Origin of the sequence: Dickeya parazeae Ech586 (genome assembly GCF_000025065.1) — a bacterium.
GTDB lineage: Bacteria > Pseudomonadota > Gammaproteobacteria > Enterobacterales > Enterobacteriaceae > Dickeya > Dickeya zeae.
This window is the reverse complement of the sequence record NC_013592.1, coordinates 4,038,729-4,063,604: the sequence shown is the minus strand read 5'-3', so window position 1 is coordinate 4,063,604 and position 24,876 is coordinate 4,038,729. Positions and strand designations below refer to the sequence as shown.

22 protein-coding genes are annotated in these 24,876 nt (G+C 55.1%); 13 read left to right on the top strand and 9 right to left on the bottom strand.

Features of this window, described 5'->3' with window-relative positions; genetic code table 11:
• Positions 1 to 50 precede the first annotated feature (50 nt).
• The gene (gene sgrR, locus DD586_RS17660; protein ID WP_012886185.1) at positions 51 to 1,718 is read right to left on the bottom strand and encodes an HTH-type transcriptional regulator SgrR; all 1,668 of its coding nucleotides are present in this window, start codon (positions 1,716 to 1,718) and stop codon (positions 51 to 53) included.
• Between the two features lie 111 nt (positions 1,719 to 1,829).
• On the opposite strand from sgrR, the gene sgrT reads away from it, so the two are divergent.
• Positions 1,830 to 1,988: a glucose uptake inhibitor SgrT gene (sgrT, locus tag DD586_RS17655; RefSeq protein WP_012886184.1), complete on the top strand. Its 159-nt coding sequence runs from the start codon at positions 1,830 to 1,832 to the stop codon at positions 1,986 to 1,988.
• A gap of 130 nt (positions 1,989 to 2,118) precedes the next feature.
• Here sgrT and tnaA read toward each other — a convergent pair whose 3' ends face one another.
• A complete protein-coding gene (gene tnaA / locus DD586_RS17650) occupies positions 2,119 to 3,519 on the bottom strand; it encodes a tryptophanase (RefSeq protein ID WP_012886183.1) in 1,401 nt (466 codons plus the stop codon).
• Positions 3,520 to 3,618: 99 nt separating this feature from the next.
• On the bottom strand, positions 3,619 to 3,729 hold the full coding sequence (gene tnaC, locus DD586_RS21570) for a tryptophanase leader peptide (protein ID WP_012768352.1): 111 nt from the start codon (positions 3,727 to 3,729) through the stop codon (positions 3,619 to 3,621).
• Between the two features lie 237 nt (positions 3,730 to 3,966).
• On the opposite strand from tnaC, the gene DD586_RS17645 reads away from it, so the two are divergent.
• On the top strand, positions 3,967 to 4,872 hold the full coding sequence (locus DD586_RS17645) for a siderophore-interacting protein (protein ID WP_012886182.1): 906 nt from the start codon (positions 3,967 to 3,969) through the stop codon (positions 4,870 to 4,872).
• A 358-nt stretch (positions 4,873 to 5,230) separates the two neighbouring features.
• Here the strand turns inward: DD586_RS17645 and leuD are convergent, their stop codons facing one another.
• From leuD to leuL, 5 genes are all read right to left on the bottom strand, one after another.
• A complete protein-coding gene (leuD, locus tag DD586_RS17640) occupies positions 5,231 to 5,833 on the bottom strand; it encodes a 3-isopropylmalate dehydratase small subunit (protein WP_012886181.1) in 603 nt (200 codons plus the stop codon).
• Positions 5,834 to 5,844: 11 nt separating this feature from the next.
• Entirely contained in the window at positions 5,845 to 7,245 is a 1,401-nt protein-coding gene (gene leuC, locus DD586_RS17635) for a 3-isopropylmalate dehydratase large subunit (protein WP_012886180.1), read from the bottom strand.
• 2 nt (positions 7,246 to 7,247) lie between these two features.
• Entirely contained in the window at positions 7,248 to 8,339 is a 1,092-nt protein-coding gene (leuB, locus tag DD586_RS17630; RefSeq protein ID WP_012886179.1) for a 3-isopropylmalate dehydrogenase, read from the bottom strand.
• Positions 8,339 to 9,913 carry a 2-isopropylmalate synthase gene (leuA, locus tag DD586_RS17625; RefSeq protein ID WP_012886178.1) on the bottom strand — a complete coding sequence of 525 codons (1,575 nt, stop codon included), beginning with the start codon at positions 9,911 to 9,913 and terminating at the stop codon, positions 8,339 to 8,341. Before leuA ends, leuB begins: the two co-directional genes overlap by 1 nt.
• A gap of 93 nt (positions 9,914 to 10,006) precedes the next feature.
• Positions 10,007 to 10,090: a leu operon leader peptide gene (gene leuL, locus DD586_RS22530; RefSeq protein ID WP_110371466.1), complete on the bottom strand. Its 84-nt coding sequence runs from the start codon at positions 10,088 to 10,090 to the stop codon at positions 10,007 to 10,009.
• Between the two features lie 231 nt (positions 10,091 to 10,321).
• On the opposite strand from leuL, the gene DD586_RS17620 reads away from it, so the two are divergent.
• The 4 genes from DD586_RS17620 (at position 10,322) to cra (ending at position 15,970) form a co-directional block, all read left to right on the top strand.
• Positions 10,322 to 12,127 (top strand): AMP-dependent synthetase/ligase, encoded by a 1,806-nt coding sequence (locus DD586_RS17620; protein WP_012886177.1) that lies wholly within the window; start codon positions 10,322 to 10,324, stop codon positions 12,125 to 12,127.
• A 379-nt stretch (positions 12,128 to 12,506) separates the two neighbouring features.
• Entirely contained in the window at positions 12,507 to 14,228 is a 1,722-nt protein-coding gene (ilvI, locus tag DD586_RS17615; protein ID WP_012886176.1) for an acetolactate synthase 3 large subunit, read from the top strand.
• A gap of 2 nt (positions 14,229 to 14,230) precedes the next feature.
• A complete protein-coding gene (ilvN, locus tag DD586_RS17610) occupies positions 14,231 to 14,722 on the top strand; it encodes an acetolactate synthase small subunit (RefSeq protein WP_012886175.1) in 492 nt (163 codons plus the stop codon).
• 243 nt (positions 14,723 to 14,965) lie between these two features.
• Positions 14,966 to 15,970 carry a catabolite repressor/activator gene (gene cra, locus DD586_RS17605; protein WP_012886174.1) on the top strand — a complete coding sequence of 335 codons (1,005 nt, stop codon included), beginning with the start codon at positions 14,966 to 14,968 and terminating at the stop codon, positions 15,968 to 15,970.
• A gap of 163 nt (positions 15,971 to 16,133) precedes the next feature.
• On the opposite strand, the gene DD586_RS17600 is transcribed toward cra, so the two are convergent.
• Complete coding sequence (locus DD586_RS17600; protein ID WP_012886173.1) at positions 16,134 to 16,595, bottom strand: L-alanine exporter AlaE; 462 nt, start codon at positions 16,593 to 16,595, stop codon at positions 16,134 to 16,136.
• A gap of 867 nt (positions 16,596 to 17,462) precedes the next feature.
• Between DD586_RS17600 and mraZ the strand changes: the two genes are divergently transcribed.
• Genes mraZ through mraY form a run of 7 tightly spaced genes read left to right on the top strand, consistent with a single transcriptional unit; the run spans position 17,463 to position 24,876 of the window.
• Positions 17,463 to 17,921, top strand: coding sequence for a division/cell wall cluster transcriptional repressor MraZ (gene mraZ, locus DD586_RS17595; protein WP_012886172.1), 459 nt, complete (start codon positions 17,463 to 17,465; stop codon positions 17,919 to 17,921).
• Between the two features lie 2 nt (positions 17,922 to 17,923).
• Positions 17,924 to 18,865, top strand: a complete 942-nt coding sequence (gene rsmH, locus DD586_RS17590; protein WP_012886171.1) for a 16S rRNA (cytosine(1402)-N(4))-methyltransferase RsmH — start codon at positions 17,924 to 17,926, stop codon at positions 18,863 to 18,865.
• Entirely contained in the window at positions 18,862 to 19,185 is a 324-nt protein-coding gene (gene ftsL / locus DD586_RS17585; RefSeq protein ID WP_012886170.1) for a cell division protein FtsL, read from the top strand. The genes rsmH and ftsL overlap by 4 nt, the downstream gene beginning before the upstream one ends.
• Positions 19,186 to 19,207: 22 nt before the next feature.
• Entirely contained in the window at positions 19,208 to 20,971 is a 1,764-nt protein-coding gene (locus tag DD586_RS17580) for a peptidoglycan glycosyltransferase FtsI (RefSeq protein WP_012886169.1), read from the top strand.
• Positions 20,958 to 22,442, top strand: coding sequence for a UDP-N-acetylmuramoyl-L-alanyl-D-glutamate--2,6-diaminopimelate ligase (gene murE / locus DD586_RS17575; protein WP_012886168.1), 1,485 nt, complete (start codon positions 20,958 to 20,960; stop codon positions 22,440 to 22,442). The genes DD586_RS17580 and murE overlap by 14 nt, the downstream gene beginning before the upstream one ends.
• Positions 22,439 to 23,800: a UDP-N-acetylmuramoyl-tripeptide--D-alanyl-D-alanine ligase gene (gene murF / locus DD586_RS17570; protein WP_012886167.1), complete on the top strand. Its 1,362-nt coding sequence runs from the start codon at positions 22,439 to 22,441 to the stop codon at positions 23,798 to 23,800. The genes murE and murF overlap by 4 nt, the downstream gene beginning before the upstream one ends.
• A complete protein-coding gene (gene mraY / locus DD586_RS17565) occupies positions 23,794 to 24,876 on the top strand; it encodes a phospho-N-acetylmuramoyl-pentapeptide-transferase (protein WP_012886166.1) in 1,083 nt (360 codons plus the stop codon). The genes murF and mraY overlap by 7 nt, the downstream gene beginning before the upstream one ends.

Genomic DNA, 24,876 nt, shown 5'->3' with positions numbered 1-24,876 from the left:
TGTAAAGTGTTTGTCACATCAGGAAAAGCGCCATGACGGGGAGCGGAGGGTCAGGTGGTGGGGGCGGGCGGTGCGAACCAGGCCGACTTGAAATCGAACCAACCCAGTGTGTTCATGTGCAGCCCTCGCATGTTGGCCTGCCCCTGCAACCGCAACCAGTGATGGAATAGTGGGTGAAGTTGCTGGTTACTGACCAGCGACTGGCTCCACTCTGCCAGCGACAGGGAACCCTGACGCCACTGGCGCGCGGTGCTATCCAACTCGTCTTCCCCCAAACAGTGTCGTAGCAACGGCAGTTCATACAGCATCGCGAACAGCGAAAACTCTAGCGGCAGATAGACGTTGGCGCTACCGAGCCAGATATCGCCGACATCGGTGCCCTGGCACCAGGCGTCGAATTCCAGGCTGCGTAGCGTCAGTGTGACGCCGTGTGATGCCAGCAGGCGGCTCATGATGTCGCTTATCACCGCGTACTCAGGGTGGTCACGGTAGTAAGTGAGCGTGAGGTGGGTCAGACCGGCCGGTTTTTCCCGGACCGCACGCGGCGGGCTGTGATGCCAGCGCGGTAGCAAGCCATAGGCAGGGGACCAGTCACTCTGGTATGGGCTGTCGGCCAGGGCAAGCATCGCTACCGGGCTTAATACCTGACACAGCCAGTGGCGGACCTCCGGGTCTGTCATTGGCGCAGAACGGCGGTCAAACAGCAGGAAATAACAGCCTTCTTCGAGCCGATTCTCCAGTTCATTGTCGGTGGTGTCATCACCTTGCAGCGTGACGGTACAGGCGGGGATAGTCGGGGCGTCAGGCAGCACCCAGATACTGACCTCATCAATCAGCGCCCGGTAGCCGAAGTAATCGTCAAACGCGGCGATTTTTAGCTGATTGGGGGAATTGCGCACCACCTTATAGGGCCCGGTGCCCACCGGTTGACGCATAAAATCCGGCAGCGTTGGCCATTCTTGCGGCAGGATCATCGCCGGTACGCTGCCGAGCAACCACGGTAGCCAGTCGTCCGGCATGCTGAGCCGGATATCCAGCACGAACGGCGTCGGTGACGAGATGTCGGCTAAATGGGAAAACAGCGGCAGCGACGTTAACCGGGATAACGAGGCGATCACGTCTTCCATCGTCAGTTCCCGACCGTGGTGGAAACGAATAGCCGGGCGCAAGTAGAAACGCCAGTGCAAGGGTGACAACGCCTGCCAGTGGTGCGCGATATCCGGTAACAGTTCCCCATTTTCCTCATTTAGGCTGGTCAGCCCGTTGAAAATCTGGCGGGCGATATGGGTTTCCGAGCGCCGTAACGCACTGCCGGGCAACAGGTTATGCATTGGGCGGTAATAGAGGATGCGCAGCAGGTGGCGCCCTTGTCGTACGCTGCGACCAAGGTGTGACATCAGCATCTGGCGTACGGTTTCCTTGTCACCCACCAGTTGTACCAACTGGTCGATGCGGTCCTGCTCCAGCAAGTCTTCGGCCCGCTGCTGTTGCAGGGTTAACCCGGTGTAGAGAAAACTGAGACGCGAGCGTTTACCACGCCCGGCTTCTGCCTGCCAGGTGAGCCAGCCTTGCTGTTGCATGGCGTTGAGTAGCGAGCGGACATGGCGACGGGAACAACTGAGCAACACGGCCAGTTCCTGCAGCGTAGTGTCAGTATCCTGACCTTGCAGGCATTGCCATAACCGAATGAACTGTTGTTGCAGGCGTGGGGAGGACATAAAAGGGGAACTCCACGACTCAAGGTCATCAATATATTTTTCCCTATATTACGCGGATACTGAGTATCAGTGAATGGTTCTGTACGCGAACCGTCGTGAAGGGGAGGCTATATGTACCGGTTATTCCGCTTTTATCGTCGCTGGCTTTGCCGAGGCTGTCGGCGGGGATGGGGTGTACTCACCGCTCCACAGCGAATGGCATTGCTGTTACAGGTTACGCAGTGGCAGATCCAGGATATGGACGAGGAAGAGTATCGCCGCTGGCTGTAATGCCGGTGGCTATCGAATGAGAGTGAGAACGGTGGCGGGAAACTGCCACAGTGTTCTGAGTAATGGTGCTGTTCACCAGCCAGCGGAGTGCTCCGCTGGCTTTTTTTATGGCAGGTTTTATGGTGGCGCGTTATTCCACCGGTTTCAGCCGGGCGACAAAGTGGCGCAATACCGGCGGCTCATAGGTGAATGTCAGACCTTTGATGCTGCTGGCCCTTTCTTTCAGTGCAATCAGCGAGTCGGCGATATAGTCCATGTGATCGTTGGTATACACCCGGCGCGGAATGGTCAGACGCAGCAGTTCCAGCGGCGATGGTTTCTGTTCGCCGGTGTCCGGGTCACGCCCCAGCAGCAATGAACCGATTTCCACACTGCGGATGCCCGCTTCCAGATACAGCTCGTTATTCAGCGCCTGTGCCGGGAACTGTTCCGCCGGGATATGCGGCAGCAGTTTTTTCGCATCGACAAATACCGCATGTCCGCCCACCGGGTATTGAATCGGAATCCCACCGGCACGCAGGCGCTCGCCGAGATAGGTCACCTGGCCGATACGATAGGTCAGGTAGTCTTCGTTCATACCTTCTTCCAGACCGATAGCCAACGCTTCCATGTCGCGCCCGGCCAGCCCGCCGTAGGTCACGAAGCCTTCCATCGGTACACAGCGGATGCGTACCTCGTTGAACAGATCTTCGTCGCTGCGAAAACAGCACAGTCCGCCGATGTTCACCATCGGATCCTTCTTCGCCGACATGGTGAGCATATCGCCGTACTGGTACATCTCATGGACGATCGCTTTGATCGAGCGGTTCTCATAACCGGCTTCACGTTGCTTGATAAACCAGGCGTTTTCGCAAAACCGGGCGGAGTCGATCACGACCGGGATCCCGTGTTGCTGCGCGATGCGATACACCTCGCGCATATTGCCCATTGAAATCGGCTGGCCGCCGGAGCTGTTGCAGGTGACGGTGGTGATGATGGCCACCACGTTATCCGCACCGTGTTGCTCGATGGTGGTCTGTAACAGGTCAAGGTCGAAGTCGCCTTTCCAGTCGTAATAGGTGGTGGTGTCGAAGGCTTTGGGAGTCACCACATTGATGGCGCGTGCACCGTTTAGCTCTACATGGGCCGCGGTGGTGTCAAAATGGAAGTTGGAAATGAACACCGGCTTTTTGCCGCCGCCAGCGCGTTGCTTTTTGGCAATCAGACACGGGAACAGAATCTGTTCCGCGCCACGGCCCTGATGGGTCGGAATCGTGAACGGATAACCCAGTAGCGCTTTCACCTGATCGCACAGATGGTAGTAGTTGCGCGACCCGGCATAGGCTTCGTCGCCCATCATCAGCCCGGCCCACTGGCGGTCGCTCATGGCGCCGGTACCGGAGTCGGTCAGCAGGTCGATGTAGACATCCTCACTGCGTAACAAAAACGGGTTGTAGCCTGCTTCCTGCAAGGCGCGTTCCCGTTCGTCGCGGGTGGTCATACGGATGTTTTCTACCATTTTGATACGAAAAGGCTCAGGGATGCGTTTCATGCACTTTCTCCATAACGCCGTCAGCAGGCCGATTTGCCGCTGTATGACGTCAAAAAACAATAAATTGAAATAACAGGAAAAAATCAGAGCAAAGCTGAATCAGGCATGAAGCGAGCGTGGGAAATCGTCGGTGAGGCGGTGGTCGATGTTGAACCAGGGGCGACAGTCGCCGGAGAGGCTCAGGCGATAACACCGGATGATGCGTGTCATGAGGTCTCCTTATCTCGTGAATAACGAACGATCAGAATAGGGCAAAAGTACCGGATAAAACCGTGATCACGCGGGCAATCCCGCACTGACAGTACTGGTCTTATGTGAGAATTAAAATTGATTCAATAATGGTTCTCATTAGCATTTTTTAATGTTAAAACAGTCGACGTTTGGCATCGGAACCGGTTATTGGGGCGTGTTGCCGTGGAGTCACTAACAAAGAGGTAAAGGCAGGTTATGGCTGGGGTAAAGGAATATAAAGTGTTTGATGTGACGTTGGCCCATAAGACATTGCTTACCCCCTCGCTAATGCGCTGTGTCTTTCGTGGCGAGGCGGTGAAAAAGATGAAAATCTGCGCGCCGGATCAACGCATTAAAGTGCTGTTGCCTGCTGAAGACGGTACACCGCCACGCCTGCCGGATGTGGGCGAGTGGTATCAGATGGTGCAGGCCATGCCGAAGCCACAGCGTCCCATCCCGCGTACTTATACGTTGCGCAGTCTGGATACTGAAACCGGCGAAATGGTGGTGGAATTCGTGGTGCATGGCACGGAAGGCCCCGCTTCTGCTTGGGTGTTGAGTGCACAGCCGGGCGCGACATTGCAGGTGGTGGCACCGCGTGGTGATTTTGCCGGTGATAACGGCGGTTATGAGTGGGTGTTGTCAGTCAACACCCGTCAGGTGTTGTTGATGGGCGATGAAACCGCGTTGCCAGCCATCAAAGGCATTCTGGAACAGTTGGCGCAGCAGGATAACCCACCGCAGGTGCAGGCATTTATCGAAGTACCGTTACAGGCGGATTGCACTGACGATTATCGCCAGTTACCGTTCGCCGAGGTAGTCTGGTTGCCGCGTGAAGGCACGGGCGCGACCTATGGTGAGCGCTTGCTGGAGGCGGCGCGCCATTGGTCATGCCCGACAGCGCAGGTAGTAGCGGCACAGCCAGTGATGGTGGCGGATATCGCTGAAGGTGAGAAGGTCTGGGAACCGGCCAGTGCGCAACAAGGTCAGTTTTTCGGGTGGGTGGCCACTGAATCCTCAGCGGTGAAAGCGTTGCGTCGGTATCTGCTGGCAGAAAAAGGCCTGGCGCAAGAATCTATCACCTTTATGGCCTACTGGAGCCGCGGTCCTCGTTCTCATTGAGGTTGTTGACAAACAACCGTGTTGTTTTGTTGCTGACGAGTCTATGCAAGATCGGTGAGAGGTTTCGTGCGTTATAACGTCGATTCTCGCTTTGCAGCACCATCGCACGCACGACAAGGAGAGGCTCAGACGCCGCCTCTCCTTGACTACTGGCTGTGTGGCTAAACTGTGCCGCTAACGCGGTCCCTTCTGTGTTCGCCTTCGCTGTTCGGGCCGCCCGTGACGCGTTCCAGACGCGGCACGGGCTTTCGCGGCATCCATGCCGCTCACCCGGCGAAGTCGCCCACCTCAGCACAGTTTTTGACGCCGGAAAACCCTTCATCTGCACTTAAGTGGTTTAAAAGCCTACAAGGCAAAACTAGCGCAGAAACGCCGGTTGTTGCTGCTCGTAACTGGCGATGGATGCGTCGTGCTGCAGCGTCAGGCCGATGCTGTCCAGACCGTTTATCATGCAGTGACGGCGGAAGTTGTCTATTTCAAACGAGTAGGTCTTCTCGCCCGCTTTAACCTGCTGTGCTTCCAGATCCACGGTGAAGGTAATGCCTTCATGGCTGGCTACCAGTTTGAACAGGTCGTCGATATCGGCATCGCTCAATTTAACCGGCAACAGCTGGTTGTTAAACGAGTTACCGTAGAAAATATCGGCGAAGCTTGGGGCGATCACCACCTTAAAACCGTAGTCGGTCAACGCCCACGGCGCGTGCTCGCGGGAAGAGCCACAGCCGAAGTTTTCGCGTGCCAGCAGAATGCTTGCACCCTTATAGCGCGGCTGGTTCAGCACGAAATCCGGGTTAGGCTGCTGACCAGCATCGTCCAGAAAACGCCAGTCGTGAAACAGATGCTGACCGAAACCGGTACGGGTCACTTTTTGCAGGAACTGCTTCGGGATAATCGCGTCGGTATCGACGTTGGCGGCATCCAGCGGCACCACCAAACCAGTGTGTTGGGTAAATTTAGCCATGGTTGCCTCTCTTAATTCAGTTCACGAATGTCTGCAAAACGACCGGTAATCGCCGCTGCCGCCGCCATCGCGGGGCTGACCAGATGGGTGCGGCCACCACGGCCCTGACGCCCTTCAAAGTTACGGTTACTGGTCGAGGCGCAACGCTCGCCCGGGTTCAGACGGTCGTTATTCATTGCCAGACACATAGAGCAACCGGGCAGACGCCATTCGAAACCGGCATCCAGGAAGATTTTGTCCAGACCTTCGGCTTCAGCCTGCGCTTTGACCGGGCCGGAGCCGGGGACAACATAGGCTTGCACACCGTCGGCCACTTTGCGCCCTTTGGCGATGGCGGCGGCAGCGCGTAAGTCTTCAATACGGGAGTTGGTGCACGAACCGATAAACACTTTGTCGATTGCCACCTCCGTCAGTTTCACGCCCGGCTGCAAGCCCATATACGCCAGCGCTTTTTCTGCCGAGGCGCGCTCTACCGGATCATGGAAGGATTCCGGTGCCGGGATGATTTGATCGACGGCGATCACCTGACCGGGGTTGGTGCCCCAGGTCACTTGCGGCGCGATGTCGGCGGCATTCAGTGTGACGATAGTGTCGTAGTGCGCATCAGTGTCGGAGCGCAGGGTGTTCCAGTACTCGACGGCGGCATCCCAATCGCTACCGGTTGGCGCGAACTGGCGGCCTTTCAGGTAAGCAAAGGTGGTGTCGTCCGGCGCGACCAGACCGGCTTTGGCACCCATTTCGATTGCCATGTTGCACAAGGTCATGCGGCCTTCCATGCTCAGCGCTTCGATAGCGCTGCCGGTGAATTCCACGACATGGCCGGTGCCGCCAGCGCTGCCGGTTTTACCGATGATGGCCAGTACGATGTCTTTCGCGGTGATGCCGGGGGCTGCGTCGCCCACAACCTCGATCTTCATGGTTTTGGCGCGGCCTTGTTTCAGTGTCTGCGTCGCCAGTACATGCTCGACTTCAGAGGTGCCGATACCGAATGCCAGTGCGCCGAACGCGCCGTGGGTGGCGGTGTGGGAGTCACCACAAACGATGGTCATCCCCGGCAGCGTCATACCTTGTTCTGGCCCGATAACGTGCACGATGCCCTGAAATGGATGGTTCAGGTCATACAGTTGCACGCCAAACTCGGCACAGTTTTTGATCAACTCCTGCATCTGGATACGGGCCATTTCGCCGCTGGCGTTGATATCACGCGTCTGAGTCGAGACGTTGTGGTCCATGGTGGCGAAGGTTTTGCCCGGCTGGCGGACTTTACGGCCCATGGCGCGCAAACCGTCGAATGCCTGCGGTGAAGTCACTTCATGCACCAGATGTCTGTCGATATACAGCAGCGGGGTTTCATTCGGTGCTTCGTGTACCACATGCGCATCGAACAATTTCTGATATAAGGTCTTACCCATGATTACGCCCCTTCTGCTACAAACCGGGCAATCGCATCGCCCATTTCATCGGTGGTGACGGCGTTGCCGCCGCTAGCCAGATCGCCGGTGCGGTAACCTTCCGCCAGCGCCCGGTTGACCGCCTGCTCAATAGCGGTGGCGGCATCATCTGCACCCAGGCTGTAACGCAGCAACAGCGCGGCGGACAGGATTTGGGCGATCGGGTTGGCGATGTTCTTGCCGGCGATATCTGGTGCGGAACCACCGGCCGGTTCGTACAGACCAAAGCCCTGTTCGTTGAGGCTGGCTGACGGCAACATCCCCATTGAGCCGGTGATCATCGCGCATTCGTCGGATAAGATGTCGCCGAACAGGTTAGAACACAGCAGCACGTCAAACTGGGACGGATCCTTAATCAACTGCATGGTCGCGTTGTCGATGTACAGATGATTCAGGCGAACATCCGGGTAATCGCGGGCGATTTCGTTGACGATTTCGCGCCACAAAATCGAACTTTGCAACACGTTGGCTTTATCGATAGAGGTGACGATGCTCCGACGCTTGCGCGCTGATTCAAAGGCGATGCGGGCAATGCGCTCGATTTCGAAACGGTGATACACCTCGGTATCGAAAGCGCGTTCGTACATGCCGCTACCTTCACGGCCTTTCGGCTGGCCGAAATAGATACCACCGGTCAGTTCACGTACACACAGAATGTCGAAACCGTTGGCGGCGATGTCGCTACGCAGCGGGCAGAAGGCTTCCAATCCCTGATACAGACGCGCCGGGCGCAGGTTGCTGAACAGGCGGAAGTGTTTGCGCAGGGGTAACAGCGCGCCACGCTCGGGTTGCTCTGCCGGAGGCAGATGTTCCCATTTCGGGCCGCCGACCGAGCCGAACAGAATGGCGTCGGCCTGTTCACAGCCTTCGATCGTTCCCTGTGGCAGCGGCGTCCCCTGACGGTCGATGGCGATGCCGCCGACGTCGTATTCGCTGGTGGTGATGCGCAAACCAAAACGCTGGCGAACCGCATCCAATACTTTATACGCCTGAGCCATCACTTCCGGGCCGATGCCGTCACCGGGTAAGACGGCAATATGGTAACTCTTGCTCATCACACTGTTTCCTGACTGTTGTGTTTGTTGTGTTGCTGCAAACGCTGCACTTCTTTTTCAACCAGTTGCGCACGTTTGATGTTGTTTAATACGTTAACCATCGCATTGGCGGAGGATTCGACGATGTCCGTCGCCAGACCGACGCCGTGGAAACGGCGGCCCTGATATTCCACCACAATGTCCACCTGGCCGAGCGCTTCTTTACCTTGCCCTTTGGCGGACAACTGGTATTTGACCAGATTGATCGGGTAGCCGGTAATGCGGTTAATGGCCTGATACACGGCGTCAACCGGACCGTTACCGGTAGCGGCTTCAGACAGTGTCTCGTCGCCACATGACAATTTGACGGACGCTGTAGCCATAACACTAGAACCAGATTGCACGCTGAAGTAGTCCAGCCGATAGAATTCGGAGCTTTCCTGCTGGTTGTTGATAAACGCCAGCGCTTCCAGGTCATAGTCGAACACCTGACCTTTCTTGTCGGCCAGTTTGAGGAAATCGGCGTACAGCGTATCCAGATTGTAGTCGCCTTCTTTATAGCCCATTTCTTCCATGCGGTGTTTAACGGCGGCACGGCCAGAGCGGGAGGTCAGGTTCAACTGCACTTCTTTCAGGCCGATGGATTCCGGCGTCATGATTTCGTAGTTTTCGCGGTTTTTCAGCACGCCGTCCTGATGGATACCGGAAGAGTGAGCGAACGCATTGGCGCCGACTACCGCTTTGTTGGCCGGGATCGGCATGTTGCAGATCTGGCTGACTATCTGGCTGGTACGGTAGATTTCCTGATGGTTGATGCTGGTGTGCAGGTTCATCAACTGGCTGCGTACCTTGATGGCCATGATCACTTCTTCCAGTGAACAGTTGCCCGCGCGTTCGCCGATGCCGTTGAGTGTACCTTCTACCTGACGAGCACCCGCGTGCACCGCTGCTATAGCATTGCCCACCGCCAGACCGAGGTCGTCATGGGTGTGCACGGAAATAATCGCTTTATCGATGTTCGGCACACGCTGGTACAACGAGGCGATGATGTTGCCGAATTCGTGGGGCAGGGTATAACCGACAGTATCCGGGATATTGATGGTGCGGGCGCCAGCGTTAATGGCGGCTTCCACTACCCGGCTCAGGTCTTCGATCGGGGTACGGCCAGCGTCTTCACAGGAGAATTCCACATCGTCGGTGTAGTTGCGGGCGCGTTTAATCATATACGTGGCCCGCTCAATGACTTCATCCAGCGTGCTGCGCAGTTTGGTCGCGATATGCATCGGCGAGGTGGCGATAAACGTATGGATACGGAACGCCTCGGCGACGCGCAAGGATTCGGCCGCCACATCAATGTCTTTTTCAACGCAACGTGCCAGGGCACAAACACGGCTGTTTTTGATGTTACGGGCGATAGTTTGTACCGATTCGAAATCGCCGGGAGAGGAGACGGGAAACCCGACTTCCATCACATTGACGCCCATCCTTTCCAGCGCCAGGGCAATCTGGAGCTTTTCTTTCACACTCAGGCTGGCCTGCAACGCTTGCTCACCGTCACGCAACGTCGTATCGAAAATAATCACTTGTTGGTTCATCGGTCTTCTTCCTTTGTTCTGTTAGCCTGGGCGCCCGGCGAGTAAAAAAAAACCCGCGCAACGGCGCGGGTTTTTTATGGGGGTGACCTGAAATCAGCTCTGAATTTCGCCCACCGGCATACCGCGCAAGTAAGATGCGTTTAGTAGTAGGCCTAGTAGCTGAGCGACGTTAAACATGCTGTTTCAGTATCCAAAATGAGTTGAAAACGAAGTTCTGCTTTTATTGGTACTTGATTCCCGCAGTGATGTCAACATCGGGATCATCACCGGTGGTGATATTCGGGGTGTTTTGCCCGTCACATTCCTGGTGGAAAAGCGGCGTAAAGGGCTTTGACGCTACTGATGGGCGCGGTAGACTGCCTGCCCGGTTTTTACGCCTATTTTTGAGATTGTCAGACTTTTACGCGCATGAAGACGAATTCACTCCCACAATACCACCTGGTTCACCGCATTCAGCAACAAATAGCCCAACGTCCTGACGCGCTGGCGTTTCGTGAATGGGAACCCGGTCAGGAACAGCAACTTGACTGGCATCAGGTGGGCGAGCGTATTCGCCGCATCGCCTGCGGCCTGCTGGGAGTGGGCGTTGATGTTCAGGAGCGGGTGGCCATCTTCTCTGATAATTCGATCAACTGGTCGCTGGCAGACCTGGCATTGTTGCACGTGCGCGCGATTACCGTGCCGTTTTATGCCACCAGTGCGGCGCAACAGGCGGCCTTTATTCTCAATGAGGCGGATATCCGAACCGTTTTTGTGGGCGGCCAGGCACAGTTTGATTTGCTGATGTCGCTACGCAGTACCTGTCCACAACTGCGCACCATTATTTTGCTTGATGAGCAGACACGCCGCCGGGGTTGCGATATTGCCGTCTCACTGCAGGAGTTTGAAGCGCAGGCTGAGTTATCCGTGTGGGAGTCTGTTCTGTGCCAGCGTGTGGCAGAGCGGGATCTGCACGACCTGTTCACGCTCATCTACACCTCCGGTACTACCGGTGAGCCGAAAGGCGTCATGCTGGATTACGCCAACATGGCAACCCAACTGATGTTGCATGATGAGCGGTTGCAGATAAGCGAACAGGATGTGTCGCTATGCTTTTTGCCGTTATCGCATGTATTCGAGCGTGCCTGGAGCTTCCTTATCATGCACCGCGGCGCACAGAATGTGTATCTGCGTGATACCAATCAGGTACGTGCGGCGATGACAGCGGTGAGCCCGACGGTGATGTGCGCCGTACCGCGTTTTTACGAGAAGGTGTTTAGCGCAATCCATGAAAAAGTGGCGCAGGCACCGTGGCATCGACGTGCGCTGTTTCATTGGGGAATCGCCCAGGGCACGAAGCGGTTTTTACGCCAGCAGGCCGGAAAACGCACTGGTGTGTGGAATGCGCTGACCTGCCAGCTTGCCGATCGACTGGTGTTGTCGCGTCTGCGTCAGTTGCTGGGAGGAAAGGTTCGCTTTCTGCCAGCGGCAGGTGCGCGTCTGGATGACAATATCATCGCTTTCTTTCAGGCGATGGGGGTGCGTATCGTTTATGGCTACGGCCTGACGGAAACCTGCGCCACGGTGTCCTGCTGGGAGGCGAATCAGTACCTGCTCGGGTCTGTGGGGACGCCATTGCCGGGTATTGAGGTGCGTATCGGCGAGCAAAATGAAATCCAGGTACGTGGTGCGACGGTGATGCGCGGCTATTACCAGCGTCCACAAGACACCGAGGCGGCGTTCACGCCAGATGGCTGGTTTAAAACCGGCGATGTGGGTGACGTAGACGGGAACGGTAACCTGTTCATCACCGAACGCCTCAAAGATCTGATGAAAACCTCGGGCGGCAAATACATCGCGCCACAGCATTTGGAAGGGGCGCTGGGGCAGGATCGTTTCATTGAGCAAGTCGCGGTGATCGCGGATGCCCGCAAATATGTCTCTGCGTTAATTGTGCCGTGTTTTGACGCACTGGAAGAGTATGCCCATTCGATTAACCTGCGTTATCAGGACCGGCTGGAGCTGTTGCGCCATAACCACATTGTGTCGCTGTTCGAACAGCGGCTACGTGAGGTGCAAAAAGAGTTTGCCCGCTTTGAGCAGGTGAAGAAATTCACGTTGCTACCGACGCCGTTTAGTCAGGAGGAAGGCGAACTGACTCCAACATTAAAACTCCGTCGTAAGGTCATTCATCAGCGTTATCAGCTGGAAATTGAGGCGATGTACACCGAGTAGCAGACATTTTGACGGCGATGACGCACGTTGAGTCGCAATTTTATCGTCAATATTTCACTCTGTAATGCCTGACCACGGCGGGATATTTTTTAATGCCGTGGTCGCTCCCCAGCGTTTTATCTGTTTCGTTCCTCTTTTAACAGTTGATTTACCATTATCACACCGTTGCCAGCCCGGCAGCGGCGTTTGCCTGCTTCATAATCTGGCGTTATGTTAATAAGTTATATGTAAAAACCCGGGCGATGTACTGCGAAAGCGCAGGCGTGTGGCGAAAGCTCGCACGCTCTTGTTTCATTCACCGTGTATCGTCTAATGAGCGCGGGGGGTTCCCCTGTCAATGCAGAAGCAACTCGCTATCTGAACAATAAGAGGCAAACCCATGGAGATGTTGTCAGGCGCCGAGATGGTGATTCGATCGTTGATCGATCAGGGCGTAAAACATGTGTTCGGCTATCCAGGCGGTGCGGTGCTGGATATTTACGATGCGCTGCACACCGTTGGCGGTATAGAACACATTCTGGTGCGCCACGAGCAGGGCGCAGTACATATGGCAGACGGCTACGCCAGAGCGACGGGTGAAGTTGGGGTAGTGCTCGTGACCTCGGGGCCGGGCGCAACCAATGCCATTACCGGTATTGCCACCGCGTACATGGATTCCATTCCGCTGGTGGTGATTTCCGGCCAGGTGGCGACGTCGCTTATCGGGTATGACGCCTTTCAGGAATGTGACATGGTGGGGATTTCCCGCCCGGTGGTGAAGCACAGTTATCTGGTTAAACAGACCGAAGACATTCCCACCGTGCTGAAAAAAGCCTTCTATCTGGCGTCTACCGGTCGTCCAGGGCCGGTGGTGGTGGATTTGCCGAAAGACATTCTTAATCCGGCTAAAAAGCTGCCGTATGCCTATCCTGATCAGGTGAGTCTGCGCTCTTATAACCCGACGGTGCAGGGGCACAAAGGCCAAATCAAACGCGCGTTGCAGACGTTGCTGGCCGCCGAGCGCCCGGTCATTTACAGCGGTGGCGGCGTTGTCAACGCCAATTGTCATCAGGAACTGCGCGAACTGGCGGAAAAACTCAACCTGCCAGTGGCAAGCTCGTTGATGGGGCTGGGCGGTTTCCCGGGCACGCATCGCCAGAGTCTCGGTATGCTCGGCATGCACGGTACTTACGAAGCCAATATGGCGATGCACAATGCCGATGTGATTTTTGCCGTTGGGGTTCGTTTTGACGACAGAACCACCAATAACCTCGCGAAGTACTGCCCGAACGCCACCATTTTGCACATTGATATCGACCCGGCGTCCATCTCTAAAACCGTGGCGGCGGATATTCCGATCGTCGGCGATGCCCGTCAGGTGCTAAGTCTGATGCTGGAGCTGCTGACGCAAGGCGGCGAGGTTCAGCAGAAATTCGACGCGATGCGTGACTGGTGGTTGCGCATCGAGCAGTGGCGTGCCCGTCAGTGCCTGAAATACAACACTGATGGTGACGCCATCAAACCGCAGGCGGTTATCGAAACGCTGCATCGCCTGACGCAGGGTAAGGCGTACGTGGCATCCGATGTGGGGCAGCACCAGATGTTCGCTGCGCTGTATTATCCGTTTGACCAGCCGCGTCGTTGGGTTAACTCCGGCGGCCTGGGGACGATGGGATTCGGTTTGCCTGCCGCGCTGGGTATCAAGCTGGCATTGCCGGAAGAAACGGTCATCTGCGTGACCGGTGACGGCAGTATCCAGATGAATATTCAGGAGCTGTCTACCGCATTGCAATATGACCTGCCGATTGTGGTGGTGAGCCTGAATAACCGCTTCCTCGGTATGGTGAAACAGTGGCAGGACATGATCTACTCCGGCCGTCACTCCAGTTCTTACATGGAATCCCTGCCGGACTTCGTCAAGCTGGCGGAAGCCTACGGCCATGTCGGCATCACCATCGATACCCCGGATGAGCTGGAGCCGAAGTTGAAAGCGGCGCTGGAGCAAAAAAATCGGCTGGTGTTTGTGGATGTGCGAGTGGACAGCAGCGAGCATGTCTATCCGATGCAGATCCGCGGCGGCGGGATGGATGAGATGTGGCTAAGCAAAACGGAGAGGACCTGATCATGCGTCGTATTTTGTCGGTATTGCTGGAGAACGAATCGGGGGCTCTGTCGCGCGTGATTGGCCTGTTTTCTCAACGCGGCTACAACATTGAAAGCCTGACCGTCGCTCCGACGGACGATCCTACCTTGTCGCGGATGACCATCCAGACAGTGGGTGACGAGAAAGTGCTGGAGCAGATTGAAAAGCAACTGCATAAACTGGTGGACGTGCTGCGGGTTAGCGAACTGGGTCAGGGCGCATATGTTGAGCGTGAACTGATGCTGGTGAAATTGCAGGCCACCGGTTATGGCCGCGAAGAGGTCAAACGCAGTGCGGAAATCTTCCGTGGGCAGATAGTCGATGTCACCGCCTCGCTGTATACCGTGCAATTGGCGGGGACCAGTGAGAAGCTGGATGCGTTTCTTAATAGCGTGCGCGAAGCGGCTGAAATTGTTGAAGTGGCGCGTTCCGGCATTGTGGGCGTATCGCGCGGAGACCGCGTTATGCGCTGACGCGGTGCTGAAATGTCGTCGATTGTTTGACGATTTGCTGATTTTCATACAGCAATACCTGCTTTTCTGATGGTATTATTGAGCCCGGCCATGAAGCCGGGCTTTTTTGATCCTGATTGCTGTAAATAATAAAAGCGGTTGCCCGTCAGTGTTTTCTGCGTTTAGATCGGTATCATATCCACGGTTAATGCATGGTTATCTTTCCATTCTTTGTTTTTTGTCCGGCTTATTAAGGGGTTGCCAGTGAAACTGGATGAAATCGCGCGTCTTGCTGGAGTTTCGCGTACGACGGCCAGTTATGTGATTAACGGTAAAGCGAAACAGTATCGTGTCAGCGATAAGACCGTTGAGAAAGTGATGGCGGTGGTCAGGGAGCACAACTACCATCCGAACGCCGTCGCAGCTGGTTTGCGCGCCGGGCGTACCCGTTCGATCGGGTTGGTCATTCCCGATCTGGAAAACACCAGCTACACCCGCATCGCCAATTATCTGGAGCGTCAGGCCCGGCAGCGTGGTTATCAGTTGCTGATCGCCTGTTCTGAGGATCAACCTGATAATGAGATGCGCTGCATTGAACATCTGTTGCAGCGTCAGGTAGATGCCATCATCGTGTCGACTGCACTGCCGCCGGAACACCCGTTTTATCAGCGCTGGGCCAACGATCCTCTGCCGGTGATCGCGCTCGATCGAGCACTGGACCGTGAGCATTTCACCAGTGTGGTCGGCGCAGACATGGAAGATGCTGAGATGCTGGCGCAGGAACTGCGTAAGGTGCCTGCTGAATCGGTTATGTATCTGGGCGCACTGCCGGAACTGTCGGTGAGTTTTTTGCGTGAGCAAGGATTCAGACGTGCCTTCGCAGAGGATCCGCGTCAGGTGAATTATGTCTATGCCAACAGCTATGAGCGTAGTGCGGCGGCGGCAGTGTTTGAAGAATACCTGAAAACCCATCCCATGCCGCAGGCGTTATTTACGACATCATTTCCGTTGCTGCAGGGTGTGATGGATGTAACGCTCAGGCAGAGTGGCCGCTTGCCGAACAATCTGGCTATTGCCACATTCGGCGATAATGAATTGCTGGATTTCCTTGAGTGCCAGGTGCTGGCGGTAGCGCAGCGTCATCGTGAAGTGGCTGAACGTGTACTGGAACTGGTACTGGCCAGTCTGGATGAGCCGCGTAAACCGAAGCCGGGTTTGTACCGTATTCGTCGCAATCTCTATCGTCGTGGTTTTTTGAGTCGTCATTGATCGACATCATGCGGTGCGGGAATCATTTTTTACTCCGCACCGCATGAGATAATTCTTATTTTTATCTTTATACCCAAAATAATTCGAGCTTCAGGAATGCAGCCAACACACCTGTAACGTGAAGTATGACAGGTATATTGATATGACTGTTTATTGTTCAGAATTAATGGTCAGCAATTTGTGCGCGAGAAGAAACATCCACCCGAAACAGGCGACGGCAATATTCCAGAAAATAACCGTACGCCACTCCCATCACCATCGAGATTATCGCATTGCTGGCGACCGCTTTCAGAATTTGTGATGGTTCTGCACCAATCGTTAACAGAATAGCGACATAAACGGGCGACTGAAAACTGACGTAGGCAAACAGGTCCGCTATATTTTTCCCCCAGCGCGAATTGGCGTTCAGACGTAGCGCTAGTGCAACAATCCAGTCCCGGTAAAGCCCATAAGGCCAGGCAATCACGATATTGACCGGAATCGACAATAATCGGGAGGAGAGTGACTGCTCGAAGGTCATTCCTGACAATACGATTTCGATTGCCATACCCGTCAGGAAGCAATACACCACCATGGCTACCGTATCGGCGACGATGCCACGCATGCGCGAAATAAAGGAAAACATATCGTATGGCTCCGTGGTGAAGGACAATAACGTTGCTTATGGTGCGATTTTTTGGTGTTTCATTTTGCTTTATTGGTTTTTTTGTAGTGTACATAACTATTTATTATGTTTTAACTAGCTTAAAAAACTTATTTTTGGTCTTTTTTTGTTCAAGGGCGCGACTTTATGGTTGCAAATCATCTTTTTCGTTCGTTTATCGTGAGTCATGTGTTTAATTTTATATAAAACAAATGATTAGTAATATTGAGGTCCGGTGAGGAAACAAGAAATCGGAAAAGAAAAAGATTGCAGCGGAAACGTTGCTGAATGGTAAATTGCAAGTGAATGTGAATGGCACTGGAAATAAAACCAGTTATTCCGTCTGGTAAGAGTAAGACAGCGGGTTAATGTTTCAGGTATGAATAGATAACCTGAGTTGAAGTGGCTGACACTGTGGTTCAGGTCAAAAAAATGGGATCCCAGAGGCGATAATTTCATTTTTCTGGCCATGATTTTTGCAGACTGGAATAATTATTTCTAAAAATGCTTAAAAATCAGCCTATAAAAATATTTCGACATCGTTAGAATATTTAAGAAATAGGTATCGAACGGTGACAGTCAAAATAATATTGCACCGAAGGAAAAATCCTATATCTTTAGCCCCCTCGCTGAAAGCCATTAATTTTCCTTAAATAATCACAGCCTTAATCCGCATTATTTTTTCGTGGTGGTTTTTGAACTGTTTTTTCACTCTCGAACCTGGCAGGAAATAATGCCCAGGCGCATCCGTGCTGGCTTGACAAGGTTTTCATCCCCTCCGTAAACTCTCAATAGTGGGGATTTGTGGGGCAAAGTGGTAAAAAGGGTCATGAAGGACTAAATACTGTCATGTTTCGTGGGGCGACGCTGGTCAATCTCGACAGTAAAGGGCGGCTTGCCGTTCCTACCCGTTACCGGGACTTACTGAACGAGGAAGCTCAAGGTCAAATGGTATGCACCATCGACCTGCATCAGCCCTGCCTGCTGCTTTACCTGCTACCTGAATGGGAAATTATCGAACAGAAACTTTCTCGCCTGTCGAGTATGAACCCTGCTGAGCGTCGTGTTCAGCGCCTGCTGCTCGGGCATGCCAGTGAATGCCAGATGGATAATGCCGGAAGGATATTAATTGCATCGACGCTACGTCAGCATGCGGGTCTTACGAAAGAAGTGATGCTGGTTGGGCAGTTCAACAAGTTTGAACTGTGGGATGAACAGACCTGGTATCGACAAGTCAAGGAAGATATTGACGCAGAGCAGTCAACTCAGGAGCCCTTGTCTGAGCGGCTGCGGGACTTATCACTATAGTCATGGCAGAAACGTTTAATCACACCACCGTGTTGCTGGATGAGGCCGTCAACGGCCTGAACATTCGCAGCAACGGTATCTACATCGACGGTACGTTTGGCCGGGGTGGCCACTCCCGTCTTATTCTGTCCCACCTTGGGCCGGAAGGCCGTTTGTTAGCTATCGATCGCGATCCTCAGGCGGTTGCTGTGGCTAATACCATTGATGACGCTCGCTTTTCTATTATCCATGGACCTTTTTCCGAACTGGCTGATTACGTCGATGAACGTGGGCTGACCGGCAAAATCGACGGTATTTTGCTGGATTTGGGCGTGTCTTCACCTCAGTTGGATGACCCGGAACGGGGATTCTCGTTTATGCGTGACGGGCCGTTGGATATGCGTATGGACCCCACGCGGGGCCAGTCTGCCGCCGAATGGCTGATGAAAGCGGAAGCAGACGATATTGCCTGGGTGTTGAAGACATTCGGCGAGGAGCGTTTTGCCAAACGTATCGCCCGCGCGATTGTGGAACGTAACCGCATCGATCCGTTGACCCGAACCAAAGCGCTGGCGGAGTTGATTGCTGCCGCCAGTCCGATTCGGGAAAAGCACAAACATCCGGCGACCCGGTCATTTCAGGCTATCCGCATTTACATCAACAGTGAGCTGGAAGAGATCGAACGGGCGTTGGACGGCGCATTGAAAGTGCTGGCTCCCGAAGGGCGTTTGTCGGTAATCAGCTTCCATTCGCTGGAAGACCGTATTGTGAAGCGTTTTATCCGTCAGCATAGCCGGGGGCCGCAGGTGCCAGCCGGTTTGCCGCTGACGGAAGAGCAACTGCGTAGCCAGGGCGGCCAGACGCTCAAGTCTATCGGTAAAATGATGCCCCCGGATGATGAGGTGGCAGAAAATCCGCGTGCGCGCAGCTCGGTATTGCGCTTTGCCGAGAGGCTGCCGTCGTGATCGGGAATGAGCGCCATTCGCTGGGCGGCGTCATCGGTGATGACCTGCTGCGTCATGGCAAGTTACCACTGTTGCTGCTGATAGCGGTATTGGTGTCCGCCATCATGGTGGTCACCACGGCGCATCGTACACGTCTGTTGACGGCAGAGCGTGAGCGGTTGTTGCTGGAGCGTGATGCGCTGGATATCGAGTGGCGCAACCTGATTTTGGAAGAAAATGCCCTGGGCGATCACAGCCGTGTCGAGCAGATCGCCACCGAGAAACTGCATATGGTGCACGTTGATCCTTCACAGGAAAATATTGTGGTTAAACAACAATGAATTAGCAGGTATCGCCTAAATTATGAGAGCAGCGCGACCAGGAAAAGTGAAACGTCAGGAAGAACATGCCAGCTTCGTCAGCTGGCGTTTTGCGTTGCTTTGCGGCGGTATTTTGTTGTGCATGTTGGGATTGATGTTGCGCGCCGCATACTTGCAGGTGATCGCGCCTGATAAGCTGGTGCGCGAAGGGGACATGCGTTCCCTGCGCGTACAAGAAGTGCCGACCGCTCGCGGTATGATCAGTGATCGTGCAGGCCGACCGCTGGCGGTGAGCGTACCGGTCAATGCGGTCTGGGCTGACCCGAAAGATGTGAATGATCATGGCGGTATCTCGCTGGACACACGCTGGAAAGCGCTGGCAGATGCGTTGGAAATCCCGCTGGATCAGATAGCTGCAAAAGTGAACGCCAACCCGAATGGCCGCTTTGTCTATCTTGCCCGTCAGGTGAACCCGGCGATCGGCGAATACATCCACAAGCTGAAACTGCCAGGCATCAACCTGCGTCAGGAGTCTCGTCGTTATTATCCTTCCGGTCAGGTGACGTCGCACCTGATCGGTTTTACCAACATCGATGGTCAGGGCATTGAAGGTGTTGAGAAAAGTTTTGATCGCTGGCTGACTGGCCGTCCCGGTGAGCGTACCGTGCGCAAAGACCGTTTTGGGCGGGTCATTGAAGATATTTCTTCGGTGGACAGTCAGGCGGCGCACAACCTGATGCTCAGTATCGATGAGCGTCTGCAGGCGCTGGTATACCGTGAACTGAATAACGCCGTGGCGTTCAATAAGGCTGAATCAGGTACTGCTGTACTGGTCGATGTGAACACCGGTGAAGTGCTGGCCATGGCCAGCAGCCCTTCCTACAACCCGAACAACCTGAGCGGCACGCCGACCGACGTTATCCGTAACCGCGCCATCACCGACATTTTTGAGCCCGGTTCCACCGTAAAACCGATGGTGGTGATGACCGCGCTACAGCGTAATGTGGTCAAGGAAAATGCGGTACTCAATACGCTGCCGTATTACATCAACGGCCATGAGATCAAGGACGTTGCGCGTTACAGCGAGCTGACATTGACCGGGGTGTTGCAGAAATCCAGTAACGTTGGTGTATCGCATCTGGCACTGGCGATGCCTGCTTCCGCATTAGTGGACACTTACTCTCGCTTTGGGCTGGGTAAAGCCACCAATCTGGGGTTGGTGGGCGAAAGTCTGGGGCTGTACCCGAATCGTCAGCGCTGGTCGGATATTGAACGCGCTACCTTCTCGTTTGGCTATGGCCTGATGGTCACACCGCTGCAACTGGCGCGTGTCTACGCGACCATCGGCAGCTTCGGTATTTACCGCCCGCTTTCCATTACCAGGGTTGACCCGCCGGTACCCGGAGAGCGTGTGTTCTCTGAACAGATTGTTCGTACCGTGGTGCACATGATGGAAAGTGTCGCCCTGCCCGGTGGTGGTGGTACCAAGGCCGCGGTCAAAGGCTACCGCATCGCGATTAAAACCGGTACGGCGAAAAAGGTCGGCCCGGATGGCAAGTACATCAACAAATATATCGCCTATACCGCAGGGGTGGCGCCAGCCAGTAACCCGCGCTTTGCGCTGGTGGTGGTGATTAACGACCCACAGGCGGGGAAATACTACGGTGGTGCGGTGTCGGCACCGGTATTTGGCGCGATCATGGGCGGCGTGCTGCGCACCATGAATATCGAGCCGGATGCGTTGGCGACCGGTGAAAAAAGTGAGTTTGTAATCAACAGAAAAGAGGGTTCAGGTGACAGATCGTAACTTGCGCGATGTCCTGGCTCCGTGGGTGAACGACGCCCCAGAGCGCGCGCTGCGGGAAATGACATTAGACAGCCGCGTGGCGGCTGCCGGGGATCTGTTTGTGGCTGTGGTCGGCCACAAGACGGATGGGCGGCACTATATTCCGCAGGCCATTGCGCAGGGCGTCGCGGCGGTTGTCGCGCAGGCGGATGATGCTACGCCCGATGGCACCCTGACTGAAATGCACGGCGTACCGGTGATTTACCTGGCACACCTCAACCAGCGGTTGTCGGCGCTGGCGGGGCGCTTCTACCGCCAGCCATCGACCGCGTTGCAATTGATTGGCGTCACGGGTACCAACGGTAAAACGACGACGACCCAGTTGCTGGCGCAGTGGAGTCAGGCTCTGGGTAAAACCAGTGCGGTAATGGGCACAGTGGGTAATGGGCTGCTGGGGCATGTGGCACCTTCAGAAAATACCACCGGTTCGGCGGTGGATGTACAGCAGATCCTGAGCCAGTTGGTGGAGCAAGGGGCCGACTTCGCCGCCATGGAAGTGTCTTCCCATGGGCTGGTGCAGCATCGGGTTGAAGCCTTGTCGTTTGCCGCCGCCGTCTTTACTAACCTGAGTCGCGACCACCTCGATTATCACGGCGACATGGCGAATTACGAGGCCGCTAAGTGGCGGTTGTTTGCCGAGCATCAGGTTGGTCAGAAAGTCATTAACGCCGACGATGAGGTCGGTCGTCGTTGGTTAAGCCGCCTGCCAGACGCGGTGGCGGTGAGTGTGGCGGGCAGCGTCGATAGCTCACGGGCGCGTTGGCTGAAAGCCACTCACATCGATTATCACGACAGTGGCTTTACTGTGCAGTTTGATTCCAGTTGGGGGGCCGGTGCCATCAATAGCCGTCTGATGGGAGAGTTTAACGTCAGTAACCTGTTGCTGGCCTTGGCGACATTGTTGTCGTTAGGGTATCCGCTGGAGCAACTGGTGGAGGCCGGTTCTGCGTTGCAGCCTGTTTGCGGTAGAATGGAAGTTTTTCTTGCCAGCGGACGTCCGACGGTTGTGGTGGATTATGCCCATACCCCGGATGCGTTGGAAAAAGCACTGGCGGCGGCGCGCTTGCATTGTCGGGGAACGTTATGGTGCGTCTTCGGGTGTGGCGGCGATCGTGACAGAGGTAAGCGCCCACTAATGGGAGCGATTGCAGAACAACTGGCAGATCGGGTGATTGTGACCGATGACAACCCGCGTAGCGAAGACCCGCAGGCGATTGTGACTGATATTTTGAGTGGACTGTTGGATGCAGGTCGGGTGCAGGTGATTGCCGGACGGGCGGAAGCTGTCACCAGTGCGGTGATGCAGGCGGCTGCCGATGATGTGGTACTGGTTGCCGGTAAAGGGCATGAAGATTACCAACTGGTAGGAAATGAGCGATTGGATTATTCGGATCGCATTACGGTCGCACGTTTGCTGGGGGTTATCGTATGATCAGCGTGTCGTTGCGACAGTTGGCTGATGTGCTGGGTGCCCGTCTGGTGGGCGAAAACCTGACTATCAGCGATGTTTCTACCGATACCCGCAAGCTCAATGCCGGGTGTCTGTTCGTCGCGTTACGCGGCGAAAAATTTGATGCTCATGATTACGCGGTTGATGCCGTTAATAATGGGGCAGCAGCATTATTGGTGAGTAAGCACTTACCAATCGATGTGCCGCAATTGGTGGTAGACGATACGCGTTTGGCGCTGGGCGTAATGGCCGGTTGGGTGCGCCAGCAAAGTCGTGCGCGCGTCGTGGCGCTGACGGGGTCATCGGGAAAAACGTCCGTTAAGGAAATGGCCGCATCGATTCTGCGTCAGTGCGGCAACGTGCTCTACACCGCCGGTAATTTCAATAACGACATCGGTGTGCCGTTGACGCTGTTTCGTCTGACGCCAGAGCATGACTACGCCGTTATCGAACTGGGCGCCAATCATATTGGCGAAATCGCCTACACCACGGCGATGGTGCGACCGGAGGCGGCATTGGTGAATAACCTGGCGGCCGCGCATCTGGAAGGGTTTGGTTCGTTGGAAGGCGTGGCGCAGGCCAAAGGCGAGATTTTTGGCGGCTTGCCCGCTCAGGGTGTGGCGATCATCAATGCGGACAGCAACGATGAAGCCCGCTGGCAGGATGTGCTGACAGGGAAAACGCTGTGGCGCTTTTCCCCGCAGGGACACGATGGCGTTGATTTTTACGCCAGTGATATTCGTGTCAGCGAACGGGGTACCGATGCTGTGTTGCATACGCCGATGGGCGATATCGCTGTGACGCTACCATTACCGGGGCACCACAATATCGCCAACGCGCTGGCCGCAACGGCGCTGGCGCTGACGGTCGGGGCATCACTTGAGGCGGTGAAGGTCGGCCTGGAGCAGTTACAGGCGGTGCCTGGGCGTTTGTTCCCGATTGCGCTGGCACCCGGGAAGTTGCTGCTGGATGACAGCTACAACGCCAATGTCGGCTCAATGACGGCCGCCGCGCAAGTGCTGGCGGAAATGCCCGGCTATCGGGTGATGGTGGTCGGCGATATGGCAGAGTTGGGTCAGGACGCTCAGGCATGTCATCGCCAGGTGGGTGAAGCAGCCCGCAAGGCGAACATTGATAAGGTGCTGAGTGTGGGAACGCTGAGTGTGTTGATTGGTGAGGCGAGCGGCACCGGCGAGCATTTTGATAATAAAGCAGCGTTGATTGAACGTTTGCGTGCGCTGGTAACGCAACATAATACCATTACCGTCTTAATTAAAGGTTCACGCAGCGCTGCGATGGAACAGGTAGTACACGCATTACAGGAGAATGCTACATGTTAGTTTGGCTGGCCGAGTATCTGGTCAAGTTTTATTCCGGCTTCAACGTCTTTTCGTATCTGACGTTTCGGGCCATTGTCAGCCTGCTGACGGCATTAATTATTTCCCTGTGGATGGGGCCGCACCTGATTGCCTGGCTGCAACGCCTGCAAATCGGTCAGGTGGTGCGTAACGAAGGGCCAGAATCCCATTTTAGTAAGCGTGGTACGCCGACCATGGGCGGCGTGATGATTCTCGCGTCGATCATTATTTCGGTGCTGTTGTGGGTCAATCTGGCTAACCCCTATGTCTGGTGTGTACTGCTGGTGCTGGTGGGATACGGCATTGTCGGGTTTGTGGATGACTATCGCAAGGTCGTGCGTAAAGACACCCGTGGGCTGATTGCCCGCTGGAAGTATTTCTGGCAATCAGTGCTGGCGCTGGCCGTGGCGTTTTCCATGTACGCGATAGGTAAAGACACCCCGGCAACACAACTGGTGGTGCCGTTCTTCAAAGACGTGATGCCGCAACTGGGCGTGATGTATATCGTGCTGGCCTATTTCGTGATTGTCGGCACCAGCAATGCGGTTAACCTCACCGACGGTCTGGATGGGTTGGCTATCATGCCGACGGTGTTTGTAGCGGTGGGTTTTGCGCTGGTGGCCTGGGCGACCGGTAACATGAATTTCGCCAGCTATCTGCATATTCCGTATATCCGGCACGCCAGCGAACTGGTGGTGGTGTGTACCGCGATTGTCGGTGCCGGGCTCGGGTTTTTGTGGTTTAACACTTACCCTGCGCAGGTATTCATGGGGGATGTCGGCTCACTGGCGCTGGGTGGCGCGTTGGGTACTATCGCCGTGCTGCTGCGTCAGGAGTTTTTGCTGGTGATTATGGGCGGGGTTTTCGTGGTGGAAACGCTGTCCGTTATTTTGCAGGTCGGCTCTTTCAAACTGCGCGGCCAGCGGATTTTCCGCATGGCGCCGATCCACCACCACTATGAACTGAAAGGGTGGCCGGAGCCGCGGGTCATCGTGCGGTTTTGGATTATTTCGCTGATGTTGATGCTCATCGGACTGGTAACGCTCAAGGTACGGTAA